General features: G+C 61.2%; 17 protein-coding genes and 3 pseudogenes. 7 read left to right on the top strand and 13 right to left on the bottom strand.

Annotation, left to right across the window (positions count from 1 at the left end; genetic code table 11):
* The first annotated feature begins 407 nt into the window (after positions 1 to 407).
* The 4 genes from ACZ1HK_RS18905 to ACZ1HK_RS18920 all read left to right on the top strand — a co-directional run bounded on the left by ACZ1HK_RS18905 (position 408) and on the right by ACZ1HK_RS18920 (position 3,295).
* Entirely contained in the window at positions 408 to 2,069 is a 1,662-nt protein-coding gene (locus ACZ1HK_RS18905; protein ID WP_472629992.1) for a tetratricopeptide repeat-containing sulfotransferase family protein, read from the top strand.
* Between the two features lie 103 nt (positions 2,070 to 2,172).
* Positions 2,173 to 2,592 (top strand): SH3 domain-containing protein, encoded by a 420-nt coding sequence (locus ACZ1HK_RS18910; protein WP_472629993.1) that lies wholly within the window; start codon positions 2,173 to 2,175, stop codon positions 2,590 to 2,592.
* A 23-nt stretch (positions 2,593 to 2,615) separates the two neighbouring features.
* Positions 2,616 to 2,849 (top strand): hypothetical protein, encoded by a 234-nt coding sequence (locus ACZ1HK_RS18915; RefSeq protein WP_472629994.1) that lies wholly within the window; start codon positions 2,616 to 2,618, stop codon positions 2,847 to 2,849.
* A 125-nt stretch (positions 2,850 to 2,974) separates the two neighbouring features.
* Positions 2,975 to 3,295 carry an SH3 domain-containing protein gene (locus ACZ1HK_RS18920; RefSeq protein ID WP_472629995.1) on the top strand — a complete coding sequence of 107 codons (321 nt, stop codon included), beginning with the start codon at positions 2,975 to 2,977 and terminating at the stop codon, positions 3,293 to 3,295.
* 4 nt (positions 3,296 to 3,299) lie between these two features.
* Here the strand turns inward: ACZ1HK_RS18920 and ACZ1HK_RS18925 are convergent, their stop codons facing one another.
* Entirely contained in the window at positions 3,300 to 3,464 is a 165-nt protein-coding gene (locus tag ACZ1HK_RS18925; RefSeq protein WP_472629996.1) for a Tat pathway signal protein, read from the bottom strand.
* Between the two features lie 61 nt (positions 3,465 to 3,525).
* Here ACZ1HK_RS18925 and ACZ1HK_RS18930 point away from each other — a divergent pair.
* A pseudogene (locus ACZ1HK_RS18930) lies at positions 3,526 to 4,628 on the top strand (pyridoxal phosphate-dependent aminotransferase).
* Here ACZ1HK_RS18930 and ACZ1HK_RS18935 read toward each other — a convergent pair.
* Positions 4,625 to 5,815, bottom strand: a complete 1,191-nt coding sequence (locus ACZ1HK_RS18935) for a pyridoxal-phosphate-dependent aminotransferase family protein (protein ID WP_472629997.1) — start codon at positions 5,813 to 5,815, stop codon at positions 4,625 to 4,627. The pseudogene ACZ1HK_RS18930 and the gene ACZ1HK_RS18935 sit on opposite strands and share 4 nt — an antisense overlap.
* 99 nt (positions 5,816 to 5,914) lie before the next feature.
* Between ACZ1HK_RS18935 and ygfZ the strand changes: the two genes are divergently transcribed.
* Positions 5,915 to 6,694, top strand: a complete 780-nt coding sequence (gene ygfZ / locus ACZ1HK_RS18940; RefSeq protein ID WP_472629998.1) for a CAF17-like 4Fe-4S cluster assembly/insertion protein YgfZ — start codon at positions 5,915 to 5,917, stop codon at positions 6,692 to 6,694.
* A gap of 47 nt (positions 6,695 to 6,741) precedes the next feature.
* Here the strand turns inward: ygfZ and ACZ1HK_RS18945 are convergent, their stop codons facing one another.
* From ACZ1HK_RS18945 to ACZ1HK_RS18975, 7 genes and pseudogenes are all read right to left on the bottom strand, one after another.
* Complete coding sequence (locus ACZ1HK_RS18945; RefSeq protein ID WP_472629999.1) at positions 6,742 to 7,203, bottom strand: methylated-DNA--[protein]-cysteine S-methyltransferase; 462 nt, start codon at positions 7,201 to 7,203, stop codon at positions 6,742 to 6,744.
* A 31-nt stretch (positions 7,204 to 7,234) separates the two neighbouring features.
* Positions 7,235 to 7,468, bottom strand: a complete 234-nt coding sequence (locus tag ACZ1HK_RS18950; RefSeq protein ID WP_472630000.1) for a DUF3253 domain-containing protein — start codon at positions 7,466 to 7,468, stop codon at positions 7,235 to 7,237.
* A complete protein-coding gene (yghU, locus tag ACZ1HK_RS18955) occupies positions 7,458 to 8,339 on the bottom strand; it encodes a glutathione-dependent disulfide-bond oxidoreductase (RefSeq protein ID WP_472630001.1) in 882 nt (293 codons plus the stop codon). Before yghU ends, ACZ1HK_RS18950 begins: the two co-directional genes overlap by 11 nt.
* A 169-nt stretch (positions 8,340 to 8,508) precedes the next feature.
* A pseudogene (gene ileS, locus ACZ1HK_RS18960) lies at positions 8,509 to 11,420 on the bottom strand (isoleucine--tRNA ligase).
* A gap of 223 nt (positions 11,421 to 11,643) precedes the next feature.
* Positions 11,644 to 12,258 carry a hypothetical protein gene (locus ACZ1HK_RS18965; protein ID WP_472630002.1) on the bottom strand — a complete coding sequence of 205 codons (615 nt, stop codon included), beginning with the start codon at positions 12,256 to 12,258 and terminating at the stop codon, positions 11,644 to 11,646.
* 252 nt (positions 12,259 to 12,510) lie between these two features.
* Positions 12,511 to 13,041, bottom strand: a complete 531-nt coding sequence (locus ACZ1HK_RS18970; protein ID WP_472630003.1) for a hypothetical protein — start codon at positions 13,039 to 13,041, stop codon at positions 12,511 to 12,513.
* A 124-nt stretch (positions 13,042 to 13,165) separates the two neighbouring features.
* A complete protein-coding gene (locus tag ACZ1HK_RS18975; protein ID WP_472630004.1) occupies positions 13,166 to 13,471 on the bottom strand; it encodes a hypothetical protein in 306 nt (101 codons plus the stop codon).
* A 120-nt stretch (positions 13,472 to 13,591) separates the two neighbouring features.
* Between ACZ1HK_RS18975 and ACZ1HK_RS18980 the strand changes: the two genes are divergently transcribed.
* Positions 13,592 to 14,773, top strand: a complete 1,182-nt coding sequence (locus ACZ1HK_RS18980; protein WP_472630005.1) for an FAD-dependent oxidoreductase — start codon at positions 13,592 to 13,594, stop codon at positions 14,771 to 14,773.
* Here ACZ1HK_RS18980 and ACZ1HK_RS18985 read toward each other — a convergent pair.
* The 4 genes and pseudogenes from ACZ1HK_RS18985 to ACZ1HK_RS19000 form a co-directional block, all read right to left on the bottom strand.
* The gene (locus ACZ1HK_RS18985) at positions 14,742 to 15,665 is read right to left on the bottom strand and encodes a DMT family transporter (protein WP_472630006.1); all 924 of its coding nucleotides are present in this window, start codon (positions 15,663 to 15,665) and stop codon (positions 14,742 to 14,744) included. The genes ACZ1HK_RS18980 and ACZ1HK_RS18985 overlap by 32 nt on opposite strands.
* A gap of 32 nt (positions 15,666 to 15,697) precedes the next feature.
* On the bottom strand, positions 15,698 to 17,320 hold the full coding sequence (locus ACZ1HK_RS18990) for an FAD-dependent oxidoreductase (RefSeq protein WP_472630007.1): 1,623 nt from the start codon (positions 17,318 to 17,320) through the stop codon (positions 15,698 to 15,700).
* A pseudogene (locus ACZ1HK_RS18995) lies at positions 17,301 to 18,327 on the bottom strand (YcjF family protein). Before ACZ1HK_RS18995 ends, ACZ1HK_RS18990 begins: the two are co-directional and overlap by 20 nt.
* 84 nt (positions 18,328 to 18,411) lie before the next feature.
* Complete coding sequence (locus ACZ1HK_RS19000; protein ID WP_472630008.1) at positions 18,412 to 19,824, bottom strand: YcjX family GTP-binding protein; 1,413 nt, start codon at positions 19,822 to 19,824, stop codon at positions 18,412 to 18,414.
* Positions 19,825 to 19,849 lie beyond the last annotated feature (25 nt).

The raw sequence follows: 19,849 nt of genomic DNA on the forward strand, positions 1-19,849 counted from the left end.
ACTGACGCGTTTGGCCGACAGTGGCGAAAGCCCGGTCGATGCCATCGTTTTGCGTGCACAGATGTTGATTGCGGCCGGGCGTGCGAAGGATGCGATCGAAGCTTTGCGGATGGCGCGGCAAGACTCACAATCGGAGCCTGCCCTTTGGATTGCATCCATCGACGCAGCCGTAGCCTTGGGCGAAAGCGATGCTCTCGCTTCAATCCTTGATGAGGCGAGAGCATCGCGACAGCCAAGCCGCTCTTGGATCTATTGCAGCAAAAGGCGGCAAGTAAGAACAAGTCGGGCGCGGCTAAACTGGGTCGCTTGCCGGCAAAGGACTTTCAAGCCGTTGCAGGCCTTTACCAAACAAGGAAGTTTCCAGAAGCCGAGAGGGCAGCAAAGGGTTTGCTCAAAACCCACCCCGAGTGGCCCCACTATGGGCGGTACTTGGGGCAGCGCGTGCAGCGCAGGGCAAGGTCGGTGCGGCAGAAAAGGCTTACACCAATGCACTGAAGATTGACCCGGATTACGCGGAGGCGCGTCTTCAGTTGGGGCAGCTTTTGTTGCAGACCGGACGGACTGAGGATGCCCTCAAGCAGTTTCATTTGGCTAATGCGATTATCCCGGGCGCACCACTGCTTCACAAGCAATTCGGGCTGGCCTACGTGGCGAAAGGGCGCCTGCCAATGGCGGTCCAACATCTTTCGGAAGCGGCACGTGGATTGGGTTTTGACCCCGAGGTATTGGCTGCGCTTGTTTACGCGACGAATTCAAGCAACCGCACTGATTTGGCGAAAGGAGCGGTGGATGCGGCGGTCAAAAGCCACCCGGACCACCCAGTTGTCCTTCTTGCGCAAGGCCAGATGCTTTTGGAGGAAGGCGCTTCCATCGAAGCGATCGAGCTTTTCAATAAGGCAAAAGCATATCCAGCCTTTCGGGCGCGCGCATCCCAGTTCCATGCCGAGGCGCTGGAGCGCATCGGCGAGCTAAGCTCGGCAAGAGAGGTTTTGACCGACCTGCTTGCATCATCGCCGAAAGATGCGGACGCCTTTTTTCGGTACACGCGGTTGGGCAGGGTTTCAGCTGACGACACCTTGGTGGCGCATGCTCAATCTCTGTTTGCCTCCGGAAAAAATGGAGATCAGGCGCAGGTAAGGTATGGGTACGGCCTTGCAAAGGCGATGGAGGATCGCGGCGAATTTGATCAAGCGTTTCGCTATTTGACAAAGGCCAAGAAGATCCAGCAGCGCACCTATCCGATCTCCGCTTCAGCGCCAATTGATGCAGCGTTTTCGGAGATCAAGAAGGTCTGGGAAATGGAAAGGCCCAGATTGCAGAGATATTCCAGCGAACCGTCACCGATTTTTGTGACTGGAATGCCGCGGTCAGGCACCTCACTGGTGGAAGCAGTGCTTTCGAGCCACAGCACAGTCGCCGCCGGTGGCGAACTCGAAATCCTGTACCCCGCGTTGGCGAGGGAAATTTCGATCGCTCTGCCGACCCAAACCCCGTTCGATGAAACCCGGATTGCGCGATTGCGCACCGATGTCGAACGGGCCTATCGCGCTCATGCCTCCGGGAAGAAGGTTATTACCGATAAATCAATCCTGACCTTTCAGATGATAGGCTTTGTGAAGCAGGTGTTCCCGGATGCCCGCATCGTCGTCGTGCGTCGCGACCCCCGCGATAACTGCCTTTCTATGTACAAGAACAACTTTATCGACGGTGCCTATCGCTACACCTACGATCTGAACGCGTTGGGCGAAGCGTATCTTGGATTTGAAAGGTTTGTGCACTTTTGGCGCGAGGCGTGCCCGAATGATTTCTTCGAAGTTCGATACGAGGATTTAATCGCCGAGCCTGAGAGGCAAACGCAGGAACTTGTGACGCAGCTTGGCCTGCCTTGGGAAGATCGGTTGCTGGAATTCAACCGAGCACAGCGGTCGGTGAAAACCCTCAGCAGCGCTCAGGTGCGGCAACCGATCTATTCATCTTCTGTCGGGGGATGGCGCAATTACCGACAGCATCTGTCGCCACTGATCGACGTGCTTAGGGCCGGAGGGGCTTTGGCGGACTATGAGACGTGAGGTGACATTCCCTGCTGATGACTGGGCAGGAATCCCTCCATTGAGGGCGTAACCGGAAAAGGGGGATAGTGGTGGCATAGATTTAAACACAAGGACCCCTTCCATGCGTTTTGTTAAAGCCACCGCTCTCGCCCTCGTCGCCGCTTTGTCGGTCACGGCCACCACCGCCTCTGCCACTGGATACGGTCAGCAGACCTATCCCCAATATGGCTACGGCCACACCCAGCCCGTGACTTACCACGGCCAAGGTGGCGGCTACGGCCATTCCAATTGGGGCCATTACAACAACTATTCCTGGTACCACGTCTCAGGCGTTAGCTATTACGACCACCTGAACGTGCGCAGCGGCCCCGGTGTCCGCAACCACGTGGTCTACGCGCTTGCGCACAACGCCTATGGCGTGCAGCTGCAGGATTGCACCGTGATCTCGACCAGCCGCGGCCCTTCGCGCTGGTGTCTTGTGGCGCATAACGGCCAGGTTCGCGGCTGGGTGAACGCCCGCTTCCTCGCACAGTCCCACTGATTTTGACTTAGGAGGGTCCGGCCATGGCTGGACCCAACCGACCCATGAACATGCTCGACACACTGATGATCCGCCACCTTCTGCTGCCCGCCAAACGGCGCGGGTTGCTTGGTGTGTTCGTGGTGATTGCGGCTGCCATTGCCGCTTGTGAGGTGCGGACAATGGGCATGGGCCTGCAGCGCTCGGACGGGCGGAATGCGGGCCTTGCCGATGCGCTGATTGTGCAACTGGCCCAGGTGCTTCTTCCGGTTCTGTAGGCGGCTGCGAAAACCAGCCATTGAGCGGCTGTGCGCCTTTCCGCTAGGCTTTCCCAAGTGTCAGCCCCTTCAAGGACCCTTACGATGAAAGCTTTTTTGCCCGCCTTGCCGTTGTCACCCTGCTTTTGGCCGCTCTGGCCCCCGCCGCGCATGCCACGGCCGATGGACCCGATGCCTGGCGGGTTCACAACGTTGCGTCCAATGATGTGCTGAATGTTCGCGTCGGGCCGGGCACCAACTATTTTCAGATCGATGCGCTGCCTTTCAATGCACGTGGTGTGCAGATTGAGTATTGCGTGCCGACCGTCACCCAGCAGCAGTTCTTTGCCCTGACGGCGCAGCAGCAAGCGCAGTTGAACACCTACCCCACCTGGTGCCTGATCTTCTGGAACGGAACGCAGCGCGGTTGGGTCAATCGCCGCTTTCTGACGGAAGACAGCTACTGAGCCGTCAGGGAACCAACCGGTCCACCGCGCGCATCATGCCCAACCCCTTGTCGTAGACCAGCGTCAGCACGCGCCGTCCACCGGTGCGCGCAACGATGGCGGGGCCGAGCCGCGCGGCGGTTGCCGCAGCAGTTCCCAGGATGATGAATTGGCGTCTGTTTGGCGTCATGCACTCAATATGGGGCCAGCGCCCCCTTGTCGGGCGGGGAAAAATCGGCAAACGAGGACCTATGTCCAATCCTCGCTACACCCCGCTCGTCCAATCCCTGCCGTCCACAGTGCCGTTCGTTGGCCCGGAAACACAGGAGCGCGCGCGTGGCGCAGCCTTTGCAGCACGGCTGGGTGCGAATGAGAGTGTCTTTGGCCCCAGCCCGCGGGCAATTTCGGCCATGGCAGACGCGGCAAGCGGCGCGTGGATGTATGGCGACCCTGAGGTTCATGATTTGCGTGCAGCCCTGGCCGCGCATCACGGTGTTGCACCTGTCGATATCCTTGTGGGCGAGGGGATTGACGGCCTGCTTGGTTATCTGGTGCGCTTGCTCGTTGGGCAGGGCGATGCGGTTGTGACATCCGACGGGGCCTATCCAACCTTCAACTACCATGTTGCGGGTTTCGGCGGGACGCTCCACAAGGTGCCCTACGCCGATGATCATGAAGACCCAGAGGCGCTGGTTGCCAAGGCGCGAGAAGTCGGTGCAAAGCTGATCTACTTCGCCAACCCCGACAATCCGATGGGAAGCTGGCACAGTGCGGCTAAGGTTCAACGCATGATTGACGCGCTGCCCGAGGGTGTGTTCTGGCTTTGGATGAGGCCTATGCAGACACCGCCCCGGCTGACGCCATTCTGCCGCTCGACATGACACATCCACGGGTGATCCGGTTTCGCACCTTCTCCAAAGCTTACGGCCTTGCGGGGATGCGGGTGGGCTATGCACTGGCCCAGTCCGATTTCATCACCGCCTTCGGCAAGATCCGCAACCATTTCGGGATGGGCCGGGTCGCGCAGGCTGCCGCCTTGGCCGCGTTGGACGATCAGGCCTATCTGGAGGATACCGTTGCGCGCATTGCTGCAGCCCGAGACCGTATCTCAGCCATCGCCCACAGTAACGGTCTGACGCCGCTGCCGTCGGCGACCAATTTCGTGACAATTGACTGTGGTGGTAATGGCGATTTCGCCCGCGCTGTCTTGGCCGCTCTCGTCGCGCAGGGCATTTTTGTCAGAATGCCGTTCACCGCCCCGCAAGACCGTTGCATCCGCGTCTCCTGCGCGCCTGATGACGCGCTGGACGCTTTCGCGAACGCCTTGCCAATCGCGTTGGAGCGCGCCCGTTAGGCGGCTTCGGCAATCACCTTCATTGCCGCTTCCAGCCCGGTTGCTCCATGGGGGATCTGCAGGGCCGACATGCCCGCCTGCAACCCGGCCAGCACGCCCAGAACCATATGGCCATTTACATGGCCCATATGCCCGATGCGAAGGTAGTCGTCCGGCGCGTCCAACCCATCCAGGGGAACACCCAGCGTCACGCCATAGTTCGCCTCCATCCACTCGCGCAGGCGTAACCCGTTGCCCGAGCCAAAGTTCACGAGCGTCACGGCATGACTGCGTTTGTCCCGTTCGGTGATGTTGGCGCGCACGGGGCCCGCCTGGCCCCAGATGTCCAGGGCGGACCAAATCGCTTCCGCCAACACGCCGTGTCTACGCCAGACCTGTGTCAGTCCCTCTTCATGGATGATCATGTCGAGTGCTGTGCGCAGGCCGTACAAGTGGTGGGTCGGTGCCGTGCCGCAGAAGTAGCGATAGAAATAGTCCGGATCGATCCGTGGGCGCCAATCCCAGTAGGGCGTGACCATGTTCGCGCGATCCCGCGCCTTGTCTGCCTTGTCGTTGAAGTAGACGAAGGCCATACCCGGCGGCGTCATAAGGCCCTTCTGGCTGCCTGTGACCATGACATCGACGCCCCATGCGTCCATATGGAATTCGTCGCAGCCGAGGCACGCGATATTGTCCGAGAAAAGCAACGCTGGGTGGTCTGCTGCGTCCAGCACATTCCGCAAGCCGAGGATGTTGTTCTTCACCGAGGTTGCAGTATCGACCTGCACGGCAAGAACGGCCTTGATCTTGTGGTCCGCGTCAGCGGCCAGCGCCTCGGCCACGCGGTCCATGTCGATGTCGGAACTCATTCCGAAATCAAGGACTTCGCACTCAGCGCCCAGGTCCCGGGCCATCTCTCCCCATCCGATGCCGAACCGCCCCGTCGCCAGGACCAGCACCTTGTCCCCGCGCGACAGTGTATTGACCAGGGCCGCCTCCCACGCGCCGTGGCCATTGCAGATATACATCGCCACGTTGTGCGACGTGTCTGCGACGGCCTTCAGGTCCGGCACGATCGTTTCCACCATCTCTACCAATGCGCCGCGGTAAATGTTCGGCGCTGGCCGGTGCATCGCTTGCAGAACCCGGTCGGGCATGACCGAAGGTCCGGGGATGGCAAGATAATGGCGACCGTGGGACAGGGACATTGCGGTTTCTCCGGGGGGATGGCGTGCACTCCTGGAAGAGGTATAGCGGCCCCCATAGCCGGTCAATGTTGCGCGCGGTCCTGCGCATGATTAGCTGTGATGCGAAAGATCACGGGGGATGAACAGATGATCGGAGAACGGGCAGAGGACCGGACGGTTCTGCGGATCGGCGGGTCGGATGCGCATAGCTTTCTGAAGGGTTTGGTGACGCGTGATGCCGGCGATGGGCTGACCTATTCGGCACTGCTGACGCCGCAGGGAAAGTACCTCGCCGACTTCTTCTTGTTAGATCGCGGGGACGGTGTGCTGCTGGACGTCAAGACCGCATGCGCCCCCGGCTTGGCACAGCGGCTGTCCATGTACCGTCTACGCGCGGATGTGGTGATTGAAGAGGCCGGGCTGGCCGTGACCCGCGGCCTCGGTGACGCGCCCGATGGCGCTTATCTTGACCCGCGCGATGCATCTCTTGGGTGGCGCGCCTACGGCGAGGAAGGTGGCGAGCCGACCATCGACTGGGACGTGCTGCGCGTCGCGGCTTGCGTGCCCGAAACGGGTGTCGAGCTGGTCCCGAACGAGACCTATATTCTGGAGGCTGACTTTGACCGACTGTCAGGCGTGGACCACCGAAAGGGGTGTTACGTTGGGCAGGAAGTCACCGCACGCATGAAGCACAAGACCGAGCTCAAAAAAGGTTTCGTCACGGTAAAGGTTGACGGCGCTGCGCCCGTCGGGACCGAGATTGTGTCCGATGGAAAGCCTGCCGGAACCCTCTACACGCAAGCGGGCGGGATGGGCATTGCCTACCTCAGGTTTGACCGTGCCAAGGGCGCCATGCTTGCAGGTGACGCGCAGGTAACTTGGCCGGGCAGCTCCGAATAGCTGCTGTGGATAAGCTGGGGATTAATTGGCTTTGTGTACGTTCTGCGTCAAATAAGCAGCCCTGCCGCCCCTTCATGTCGCAAAAGCCAAACTTTTGTTTCCACACCCCCGGGGGCCGAAAACCCACCTAACCCGTTCGCGCCAAGAATTCGGTGGCACGGGATCAGGATCGGTATACGGTTCGCCCCGCAAGCCTGGCCCACCGCCAGTGCGGGCAATCCGACCTCTTGCGCGACATCGCCGTAGCTGCGCGTTTCCCCTAGTGGAATCGCACGCATCGCATCCAGAACGCGCCCGGTCGCGTCCATGCGACCGTGCCGGATCGGAACCGTGAACTTGGTCAGCCTTCCGCTGAAATAGGCGGCCAATTCGGCTGCGGCCTCTTTCAGCAAGTCGCTGTTTCCGGGTGCGTCGACCTTGTGCCAACCGGCACGCACGATGGCGCCATTTCCCTCCTCAAGGTAGACTGGCCCGACCGGGGTTTCGATGCTGATGCGGTTCTGATCCATCGGCCAAACCTGTCTGGCCCGGCGAGAGATCTCAACCCGGATCTTGCGACAACCGGATCGGTCCGCGGGCTGTCAACGGGTCGACAACAACGCCCCGCTGCGTTGCACGCAGCCCCAGATCAGCCGCAACGCGCCGCACGTCGAGCATAAGGGGCCGCCAGTCATCGGCCACGGCCCGCGCCTCCTCAGACGGGCAGAACGTCTTGCCCGCCCGCTCCGCCGCCAATCGCAGCAGAGCCTCGGCGATCAGCGCGTCATCCGCCAATCTTGTCCTGCGTCTTGGTTGCGAAATCCTCGGCCGAGTGCCGCTCCCACAACTGCTCATGGGGCTCGCCACTGGTGCGGTTCACCATCCGGCCCCGCTGCACGCCGGGCCGCGCCAGGATCGCTTCGGCCCACCGCGTCAGATGCGTGTATTCATGGACTGAGAGGAACTCACTCGCGTTGTAGCCGCCTTCCGTCACCATGCGCCCGTACCACGGCCAGATCGCCATATCGGCGATGGTGTATTCGCCGCCCGCCATCCACTCATTCTCGGCCAGATGTTTGTCGAGCACATCCATCTGCCGCTTGCTTTCCATGGCGTAGCGGTTGATCGGGTATTCCATGGGGTAGGGGGCATAGGCATAGAAATGACCAAAGCCACCGCCCAGAAACGGCGCGCTGCCCATCTGCCACATCAGCCATGACAGAAGCTCTGGCCGCGCCTTGTCGGGCCCCATGAACGCTCCAAACTTTTCCGCCAGATGCATCATGATCGCGACGGACTCAAACACACGCACGGGTTCCGGCCCGCTGCGGTCCACCAAGGCCGGAATCTTGGAATTGGGGTTCACGTCGACAAACCCGCTGCCGAACTGGTCGCCATCGCCGATGCGGATCAGCCAGGCATCATATTCGGCGTCCGAGTAGCCCGCCTCCAGCAATTCCTCGAACAGCACCGTGACCTTCACGCCATTGGGCGTGCCGAGCGAGTAGAGCTGAAATGGATGGTCGCCCACCGGCAGTGCCTTATCATGGGTCGCGCCGGCAATGGGCCGGTTGAGAGAGGCCCATTCGCCCCCATTCTCCTTGTCCCAGGTCCAGACCTTCGGGGGTATATTCTTCCTGTCGCGCCATTTCCGGGCCTCCTGCATGTGCGGTAGATCGCAACTTAGGTGGCGCCGATCAGAAACCCAAGGCGCAAGGCCCTGTGCGGAGGCGCACCCTGCCCATCTTTGTTCCAAAAATATGCAAAACCCGACTCCACCAAACAAAACCGCGCCCGAAGGTGGGGCGCGGTTTTTCAATCAAATGGCAGGCCAATCAGGCTGAAAGCGCCTCATCACAACGACCGCACACGCCTTCATGGGAATGCGTGCCGACATCGGGCAGGATTTTCCAGCAGCGCTGGCACTTCTCGCCTTCGGCCTTTTCAAAGACGGCTGCCACACCTTCGATCTCCGTTATACGGAAGGCTTCCGCCGGGGCCGGGTCGGCGGTCAACGTGATATCAGACGTGATCGCCATATCCTCGAACGCCACCGATTTCAGGGCCTCCAGTGTGTCGAGGTCGTCCACATGGACCACCGGCGCGGCTTCAAGGGATGCGCCGATCACCTTTTCACGACGCTGCACTTCCAACGCTGCCGTCACAACGCGCCGCGCGGACCGGACCTTGGCCCATTTCGCCGCCAAGGCGTCATCCCGCCAAGATGCAGGCGTCTCGGGGATGTCGACCAGATGCACTGACGAGGCCTCCCCGGGAAGCGTTCCAGCCAGACTTCCTCCATCGTGAAGACAAGGATCGGCGCAAGCCAGGTGGTCAGCCGATGGAACAGGATGTCCAAAACTGTCCGGGCCGCCCGCCTGCGCGCCGTGTCGCCATCGCAATAAAGCGCGTCCTTGCGGATGTCGAAATAGAAGGCCGACAGATCGGTTGTCGCAAAGGTAAAGACCGCTTGGAACACACCCTGAAAGTCGAATGCGCGGTAGCCGTCGCGCACGACCTGATCCAGCTCAGCGAGACGATGAAGGACCCAGCGTTCCATCTCGGGCATGTCTTCCGGCTCGACCCGGTCGGCATCGCTGAAATCACTGAGCGAGCCCAACATGAAGCGCATTGTGTTGCGCAACCGGCGATAGCTGTCTGCCGTGCCTTTCAGGATCTCCGGCCCGATCCGCTGGTCGGCGGTGTAATCCGTCTGGGCCACCCACAGCCGCAGGATGTCTGCGCCGTACTGCTTCACGACCTCCTCGGGCACGATGGTATTTCCGATGGATTTGGACATCTTCATGCCCTTCTCATCCAGCGTGAAGCCGTGCGTCACCACGTTGCGATAGGGCGCGCGACCCATGGTGCCGACCGATTGCAGAAGCGAGGAATGGAACCACCCGCGGTGCTGGTCGGTGCCTTCCATGTAGACGTCAGCGATGCCATCCTCGGTCCCGTCCTCACGATCGCGCAGCACGAAGGCGTGGGTTGAGCCTGAATCAAACCAAACATCCAGCACTTCAAAGACCTGATCGTAGGCGTCGGGGTCCGCATCATTGCCCAGGAATTGCTCCTTCGCGCCGGGTTTGTACCAGGCGTCGGCGCCCTCGGCCTCAAACGCTTCAAGAATGCGAGCGTTCACGGCCTCGTTGCGTAGCAGGTAGTCGGGATCCGTCGGCAGCGCGCCCTTCTTGATGAAGCAGGTCAGCGGTACGCCCCAGGCGCGCTGGCGTCCCAACACCCAGTCAGGCCGCGCCTCCATCATGGAGAACAGCCGATTGCGCCCCGATTTTGGCGTCCATTTGACGTTGTCGATCTCGGTCAGCGCCCGTTCGCGAATGGTTTTGCCGTGCTGATCCAGACCATCGCCCACCGGTTTGTCGATGGCCGCAAACCACTGCATGGTGTTGCGGTAGATGATCGGCGCCTTCGAGCGCCAGGAATGCGGGTAGGAGTGTGTGATCTTGCCCCGCGCCAGCAACCCACCAACTTCGACAAGCTTGTCGATGACAGCCTTGTTTGCGTCCCCCTCACCGCCCTTGCGGCTCAGGATGTATTTGCCGCCAAAGAACGGCAAGTCGGGCCGGAATGAGCCGTCGTCGAGCACGTTGTAGGTCAACACCTGCTCCAACATGCCCAATTCGCGGTAGAGCTCATACTCCTCCATCCCGTGGGACGGTGCGCAATGCACGAAGCCCGTGCCCTCTTCGTCTGAGACGAAATCACCATGGCGGAAATCGCGCGGGTCATCCCATTCGCCGTTCGCGCCCTCGGCTTTTGCGAGGGGGTGCGACAAGCGAAGAACCTCTAGGTCCTCCGGCGTTACATCTCGCACACGGGCCCACATGCCGTCTTCCAACCGCGCACGGGCCATGACGTCCGCCGCGCGGGTATCGGCGAGGATGTATTTGTCGCCCACCTTGGCCCAGGATTCCTCCGGCGTGCCGGTGACCTCATAAAGGCCATAGGCAATGTCTTTCCCAAACGCGACGGCCTTGTTCGACGGGATCGTCCACGGCGTTGTGGTCCAGATCACCACGAAAGCGCCGTCTAGGTCATCGGCCCCGCCATGGGCTTCAAACTTCACCCAGATCGTGAAGCTGTCCTTGTCGTGGTATTCGATCTCGGCCTCGGCCAGGACCGTCTGTTCGATCGGCGACCACATCATCGGCTGAGAGCCGTGGTACAACGTCCCGTTCATCAGGAACTTCTGGAATTCCTCCGCGATCACGCGCTCGGCGTGGAAATCCATGGTGAGGTACGGCTTTTCCCACGTGCCGGTGATGCCCAAGCGCTTGAACTCGTCGCGCTGCACCCCGACCCAATGGTCCGCAAACTCCCGGCATTCCTGCCGGAACTCGAAGATATCCACATCGTCCTTGTTGCGGCCCTTCTTGCGGTACTGTTCCTCGATCTTCCATTCGATGGGCAGACCGTGGCAATCCCAGCCGGGGATATAGCGGCTGTCATGGCCCATCATCTGGTGGGACCGCACGATGATGTCCTTGATGGTCTTGTTCAATGCGTGACCGATATGGAGGTGCCCGTTCGCATAGGGCGGGCCATCGTGCAGCGTGAAAGGCGGTCGGCCTTCTTTCTCACGCAGTCGTTCGTAGATGCCGATCTTCTCCCACCGCGCCAGCCATTCAGGCTCGCGCTTGGGCAGGCCCGCGCGCATGGGGAAATCGGTCTTGGGCAGGTTCAGCGTATCTTTGTAATCCACGGATGTGGTTTCGGCGCACATTTCGGGCGCTCCTCATCATCGAATGTTTGAATGCGGTGTAGCAGGGCCGTGCGAATGCTCAAGCACGATCGCGCCAACGGCGTGTATCTCACGCAAAGACTCCCGGCGGCCTGAAGGATCAGAGCGCCGGGCTGCTAATTCGAATGACTGTCATCATCGAGCGGGCCATGCCGCATCGGATAGCCCGTGCCGCGACAAAGGTAAACCAGCATCGGGTGCGCGTTCACTTGGTCGCGTCAGGGTTCTCGATGGGAAGGCCAGTTTCTGGATCGACAGTGTCTTCCGCGAAGAAAAGGCCATCGTCTGCCGGATCACCACGACCGGCCTCGCCGCCGCAATCGGTGTCACGAAATGCAACACTGACGGCGATGTCAGTTGAATAGGCTTCGACTTCCCATCGCGAAAGCGTTCTTGGATCGATGCTGCGGAGGTGCCCGATAGAGGTGCTTTGTGTCGCCGATGTTGGAAAATTATGCGGGAAATGCCCAGGCCAACTTCCCGTGATGCCATTCGGCAATCGGGAGCAGTTTATGGCAAGCGGCGCATCGGGGTCTCGGAGGTTTTCCGCCCCAAGCTCGTCGGGCTCTCCGTCAACCACGAACAGGCCGCGCAATGTGCCCGGAACTGTGGCGGCACCGTCTGGTGTCCGAAAGCTGGCGGCAAAGCATTGGCGAACATGGGTATTCTCGTGAGCATGCGTGGCCTGCAACGCGATCCCCGTCCGACACTGCGCGGTTGCGGCGGATGCTTCGGGCATTACAAGGCTACAATTCCAGAAGGAGGTCGCCCCTGCCGCATCGTCGGTTAATCCATCACCATCGGTATCAGCATTGGTCAACGCGCCGGGTGATTGCGGGTCTTCTCCCTCAACGGGATTAGGTGGTTCGGTTTGCGTCGGTGGCGCCAGTACAACGATTTCATAGGTATCACCATTTCGCTCAAACCGGAGCGTTCCACGGTAAATGCCATCGAGCAGATCATCGTACGTAAGGTTCGGATATCCTTAGACCTCTCGCGCCGGCCTTGACGTGTAGATGATATTGTCGCCGTGCACGTAGAAGTCGTTCTCGTTTGCCATCAGATTATATGCCTAAGCAGCCTCAATGGCGTCTTCATCGGAATAGATCGAAATCCACTGTTGTGAACTCTCGATTTCTGACGCGACGTCCTGACAAATGCAGCGCGGTGCGACTCCGTCCTGCAACGTGAAGTATCCGATCCCGTGTTCGGAAATATCAAATTCCAGGCTCGCCAGCTCCGCCACAAGACTGAAGGTGTCGTAGGTCCGAATGCCACCCAGATAGAGGTCGTCGGCATCGAACCTTGGGGCAATATCAAGGTGCACCGCCGTAAAGGCGTTTGTTGATACGACGATGCCATGGCTCAAATCGCCGAGCGCGCCATAGCGAACTTCCAATCCCACTAACGGACCGCTGTTGACCGAAAGATAAAAGGTTGATGGGCATTCGGCTGCGACATCGGAATCGTAAGTGATCTCTGCTGTGCCGCTGTTGTAGGTATAGGTGCCCTGAATTGGAATGGGCTGGCCGGTGCAGTCAGTCTGCTGTGCTGCGGCGGCTCCGGGTATCAAAAGGGCAAGAGCGACACATAAACGGCGCATTGGCTGTCTCCGGTAAAAATCTCGTTGCGATCAAAAAAAGGCTGACCGTCCAAAGACCTTCCCGACGGGGCCTGCGCGAACGATAGACGCGCAGACCGGTTGTAGACAACAGCGCCGATTGTTTTCAGCAAGGCCCCCCGACAAGGCCAAGACCCACCAAGACGCTGAAGACGCCCACAAGCGCTGCGATCCCGGGAACCACCATGTTCATGGTGCGTGCCGAGGATTGGTCGTTGCGCGCGCTCATGACGCCGCCCAACCCAATGAGAACGGCCAGCGCGCCCAAGCCCAGTTTGGCGACATCGAAGTAGCTGCAGCTTACCACGCCGTTGAGGTTGGAGGTGGAGCTGAAATTGACGCTGATCACAAGGCTCAGAATCGCAAGGACGGCGGCACCTTTGGCGCTGCCTGAAAGATCGGAAAAAGTCATCAGAAGGGGTCCTTTATTGAATGCTGTCAGCGTGGCGCCGTACATGCCTTCCCGCAAGTCCGGAAATCCGCCACATCCTGCCGCATGGTCGCGGCCGCAGGGGCAGCTATCGTCGGTGCCATGAAACAAGAGATTGCAATTGCCGGGGCGGGCATCGGTGGCCTGGCCGCCGCCGCCCTTCTGGCCGCTGATGGTCACAAGGTCACCGTTTTCGACCGGTTCGATGCGCCACGACCGGTCGGCTCCGGCCTGGTGATCCAGCCCGTTGGCATGGACGTTTTGCGGGCCTGCGGTGCCGCGCCTGAGGCAATGGTACGGGGCACGCCAATTGCCACGATGTTTGGCGATGAAGTTGCGCGCAATCGTACCGTTTTGTCGGTGGCCTACGGGAAATCCGCAGATCGCAAGGGGCTCGGCATTCACCGGGCAGCCTTGTTCGGGGCGCTCTACGATGCGGCCCAAGCGGCAGGGGCCACGATTGTTGCGAGCAGTCCCGTCGCGGGGCGCGATGGTCAGCAGGTGTCGGTTGGTGGCCGGCTTGAAGGTCCGTTTGATCTGATCGTTGACGCGCTTGGTGCGGGCTCGACCCTGTCGCCACTCAAGTCACGCGCGCTGCCTTACGGCGCGGTTTGGGCCACCGTTCCCTGGCCCATCGATGCACCTTTCCCGGAAGATCGCCTGACCCAACGCTATCGCCGCGCAGATCGTATGCTGGGTGTCCTGCCCGTCGGTACGATGCGAGAGGCAGCTGGCAAGCGGTTGGCCGCGATCTTCTATTCGCTCAAGGCGGATGCGATCGACACCCATTTCAGCCGTCCCTTCGCCGCATGGCGGGCAGAGGCGGAGGCGCTTTGGCCTGAGTTCAAAGCCTTCCTTCCCGAGGATCTAGGCCATGCCGACTTTACCCGCGCCACCTACACCCATGGGACCCTGAAACGCCCCTACGATGATGGCATGGTCCATATTGGGGATGCCGCGCACCGTGCCTCGCCTCAGCTGGGGCAGGGCGCAAACATGGCGCTCCTGGATGCGCGCGCCGTGCAGCTGTCTCTGCGGCAGACGTCCGGGGAGGAGGCCATGCGCCGTTATGCCATGGCCCGGCGCTGGCATGTCTGGCTTTACCAGATGATGTCGGCCTCGTTCACGCCGCAATACCAATCCGATAGCCGCGCCTTGCCGGTCCTGCGGGACCGCGTTCTGGCGCCACTCAGCCGCACATTCCCGGTGCCGGCGATCCTGACAAAGCTGGTCTGCGGTGATCTGGTGCCGCCTATGGCGTCCCTGACGCCGCGCTCCGACTGACGGCCCGTTCCCGAAAGACAATATAAAGCCCAGCTGCAATCGTCACCGCGATTCCCGCGGCCGCCAGGCCATTGGGCAAGTCTCGGAACATCACGAAACCGACCAGTGTGGCCATCGGGATCTCCAGGTACTGCATCGGGGCGAGTGTGGCCGAGGGCGCAAAGCGCAAGGACCATGTCATCAGCAAATGCCCGATGGACCCAGCAATCCCCAACGCCACGAAAAGCCAGATTTCATTGCCGATAGGTGAGATCCATCCAACCAAAGGTGCGTCCCCCGATACCGTCAGGAACACGAGCGGGGCCACGAACGGCAGCGCAAGTATGCCGGATGAGGCTTGCAGCGCCAGCGGGTCGATCTCTTTCGCCATGGCGCGCGTCACCAGCATGAAAAAGGCGAACACAAAGGCGACCCCAACCGGCAGAAGCGCACCCCAACCCACAGCCGCGAAGCTGGGTTGCACCACCATCAGCGTGCCGACAAACCCCACGGCGCATGCAATCAACCGGCGCGGCCCAACCTCTTCATCCAGAAAGAAGCGCCCAAGCAACAGCATGATGAAGGGCATCACGAAGGCAATGGCCACCGCATCCGCCAACGGCAGCAACCGAAGGGCCGAGAACATCATCAAGAGGCCAGAGATCTGCAAGGCCGCGCGCAGGGCCGTCAGACCGACGACGCGGGCCGAGGGGAACAAGACCGCTCCAGCAATCATGGCCATAGGCGTGAACAGCAAGGCCTGGGTGGCAAACCGGACAACGATCAGCTGGAATAGGGGGAAGTCTTCGCCCAACAGCTTGGCCAGCGCATCCGCAAACGGAATGACGGCGCAGAAGCCAAACATCAGCAAGATGCCCAACAGGGGCCGGTCAGTTGTGGTGTCGCGGGCCATTGCGACTGTCTGGCACGGGGCGGCGCTGCCCGCTAGTCCGCGTTCAGATATTCCCAGACCCGAGAGATCACAACGGATCCTTCGCCCACCGCACTCGCCACGCGCTTCACGCTGCCAGCGCGCACATCGCCCACCGCGTAGATGCCGGGGCAGGAGGTCGCGTAACCACTCGATTGTCCGACATCTGCGCCGGTCTTTACAAATCCCTGCTCGTTCAGATCGACAAGGCCTGAGAGCCATTGCGTATTTGGCGCGGCCCCTACCATAACAAACACGGCGCGCGTCCTGATCTGCCAATCCTGTCCGTCAGCCGCGTTACGGATGGTGATGGCATCCAATTCGGTGTCACCATGGCAGCAGGTCATCTGCGTCCGATAATGGATCGTGATGCGGGGATGCGCCTCCAGCCGGTCCGTCAGGTAGCGCGACATGGACGCGGCAAGACTGTCGCCGCGCACAAGGACGTGGACATGTTGCGCCGAGCGGCTGAGGAACATCGCGGCTTGCCCGGCGGAGTTGCCACCGCCGATGACCACCACCTCAGTGTTACGGCAGAACCGTGCTTCTACATCCGTGGCTGCATAGTAGATGCCCGCACTTTCGAAGTCTTCGAGCCGTTCGATAGGCAGTTTTCGGTATTGGACGCCTGTGGCCACGACCAATGCGCGGGCGCAGGTCTCCACCCCGTCATCCAGCGTAATATGAAAGGTGCCGTCGTCCTTGCGCATAAGTGCGGCTGCCCGGCGTGGGACAGCAAAGCGGGTGCCAAACTTCATCGCCTGCACCTCACCGCGCCAGCACAAATCGGCGCCGGAGATGCCGGTGGGAAAGCCCATGTAGTTTTCGATCCGGCTTGAGGTGCCGGCCTGCCCGCCAACGGCCAGGTCTTCGACCACGAGCGCCTTTAACCCTTCGGAGCCAGCATAGACCGCCGCGGCCACGCCCGCGGGCCCACCGCCCACAATCAGCACGTCATGAAGCTCGTCTTCTTCAAAGCTCAGGTCCAGACCCATGCGCGCGGCGATCTTGCGCGGTGTGGGGTCCGCGATGACCTCGCCCTTCCCGAAGATGACGGCTGGCGCATTTGGCGCGATAGAGCATGCATGCGCCACCGCTTCGGCCTCTGCTTCGTCCAATGTGAGGGAGCGTACGGGGATCCGGTTCCGCCCGGCAAAGGCGGCAATCCGGCGAATATTGCGGTCTGCCTCCGCCCCGATCAACGTCAGGGCCGAGGCTTCGCGCTCCAACTGGCCCCGCCGGCGCGCCGCGAACACTGTGATGATGATGTCAGACATCTCTGGGACGCGCGCCATCAGGTCGAGCATCGTTTCCCGTTCAACGCACAAAAGCGTCGTATCCTGAACGGCACGCAAAGCCATGGAGTAGGCCCCGCCATGCAAGAATGCGATGTCACCTGCAAATTGCGTCGGGCCAAGCGTCGCGCCATCACCGTATCGCCCACCGGTCGAAGGGTCGACCGCCTCCATCTCGCCGTCCAGAAGGTAGCAGAATTCAGTCACCAATTCGCCTGCACGGTGCAGAATCTCGCCTGCCTTCAGGCGGCGTTCGACCCCCACTTTTCGCATCGCCGCGACATGCGCATCCTCCAGCGGGGTGCGCACCATCGTCTTCAGATCAGCTGCGAGCGTTTCCATCGCTTGTCCCTTCCCGTGCATTGAACAGGCCCGTCAGGGCCCGTTTGATCAGGCCGGTCACACTTGGCTTGCGCCCTGTGCCGAAAGGTAGCGGACGGCACACTTCCATCGCGGCGACGCCAACCCTTGCGGTCAGGGCGCCGTTCACCAAGCCTTCGCCAAAACGGCGCGACAGCTTCGACAGGACCGAGCCGCCAACGGCAGAGCCCAGAAGATCGTCGCCTATAGCAACGGCACCCGTCGCAACAAGATGGGTCAAAACCGCGCGAGTCAAACGCCAGGCGCCAAAAGTGCCCGCCCGCCCGCCGTAAACCTCGGCGATCTTGCGGATCATCCGCAGATTAGCGGTCAAAGCCGCGATGATATCCGCGAAGGCCAGCGGAACCAGCGCCGTTACTGTCGCCACCTGACGCGCCGCGGCCTCAACCTCGCGTTCGGCCATGGCGTCCAGAGGTGCCATCACCTCGGCCTCGGCCAAGGCAAAAAGGCTTGCCGGGTCGAACAGTTCGTCCCTCTGGCGATCCAAAACCTCACGCCCCAACCGAACTTCCGCACGACCGGCATAAAAGAAGAAATTCGCCGCGCGACGTCTCGAGCGGCCTTCACATCCCCCGACGCCAACGCCGCTTCCGCCGCGCGGTGGACCTTGTCGAGCCGACCGAGGCGCGAAAACGCGGCCAGTTCCCGCAGACAGATGAGCAGAAGCGCGAATACCACCGCGCCGATCAGGCCGACTGCAATCCAACCCAAAACCGGGTTGGAGGCGAGCAACCCGGTCACAAAGTCCCACGCCGCAAGTGACGCCACGAACCCGACCCAGCCCACCAGCGCCGACCAGAAGAACCGCGCGAGCCAAGAGGGCGGCGCGCGCCCAACGTCGCGACGACCTGCATGGCTTTGCCTTCCGGTGCTGGCATTCCCACATCGGGCACAGGTGCCGCCAGTTCAGGCCCGGCCTCCGGCGCATCTTCCAACTCGATCAGGACGGGGCCTTTTCGCTCACTCATTGCTCGCCCCCTGCTTCCTTGTTTCAAAAATACCTCGGGGGTTTGGGGGCTGGCCCCCGACTTGAAGACTGGAAAATGGCTCTGTCATCGCAATTTATCCCCGATCAGGAATTCTGCTGCCCTATCCAACCGGATGTGAGGTGGCCCTTCGCCCGCCCTCAACGACAGCGGCGCGGGTGCAAACTTCATCACGCCAAATTCCGCGTCCAACCAGGCCTCTGCACCGTCACGTGCCGGTGCCAGGAGCACTTGCGGATCGGATGGCAAATCGCCGGGATGCAAGGCCGCTTGTCTGCCATCTTCCTGCAATGTCCCACGCACCACGCCCAGGTCGGTGCCATTCACGCGGCGGGTCTCCTCGACGGTTGCACGCAAGGCGGCAATGGCCATGGCGCCCGTGTCGGCACCTGAAAAATCAGCCTTCCGCCGCGCGTCAGAGACCAACGCCACCATGATCGCCTGCAACCGTCCGTGCTGATCGTGATGCAAATGGTCCGCCTTCGTTGCGGCAAACAGGATCTTGTCCACGCGCTTGCCGAGGATCGAGGTCAGGAACGTATTCCGCCCCGGACGGAAGCTGGCGAGGATGCCGCTCAGGGCCTGCCGCAAATCCTCGACCGCGCGCGGGCCGTTGTGGATCGCACCAAGCGCGTCCACCAACACCACCTGCCGGTCGATCCGGGAAAAGTGGGCTCGGAAGAAGGGCTTCACGACCTGGGCTTTGTATGCCTCGAACCGGCGCTGAAATTCACGGGCCAGCGATCCCCGAGGCGTGGCCCCCGGCGGCAAGGGCGCAAAGGTCAGCGCGGGCGAGCCCTCCAGATCGCCGGGCAGCAGGAAACGCCCCGGCGTACAATCAGAATAGCCGGACAACCGGGCTGCATTCAAATATTCGGTCCATCCGTCTGCTAGGGCCTTGGCCGCGCTTTCGTCCAACTTCGCCGTTGCATCGAACTCATCGAGCCGCGCGATGAACGCGGCGCCCTCTTCCCGGGCCTGCGCCTTTGCCAAGGCCTCTACCGACCATCCGGCAAAGTCCATCTCCAACAGCGCCAGATCCAGAAGCCATTCGCCGGGATAGTCTACGATATCCAGATGAACCGTGCGTGGCCCGGAAAAGCCCGAAAGCAATCCCTTGGGCCGCACCCGAAGCGACAGGCGTAACTCACTGACCGAGCGGGTGCTTTCCGGCCAAAATGGCTCAGCTCCCGTCATCGCGGCCAAATGGCTTTCAAACTCAAACCTTGGCACCGTGTCATCAGGCTGGGGTTGCAGGAACGCGGCCTCGATCCGGCCACCTGCGGCGGCTTCAAGCCCTGCCATCCGACCTCGGTCCATGAGGTTTGCCACCAACGACGTGATGAAAACCGTCTTACCCGAACGCGCCAATCCGGTAACGCCAAGCCGGATCACCGGTTCGAACAACATCTCCGACACGCCGTCGGTCACGGTTTCGATCCCTCGGCCCAGGGTGTCTGCAATGGCTCCGATCACCAAGGGGGCATCCTCTCGCGCTTGTGAC

Source organism: Gymnodinialimonas sp. JB5-7, from assembly GCF_055693405.1.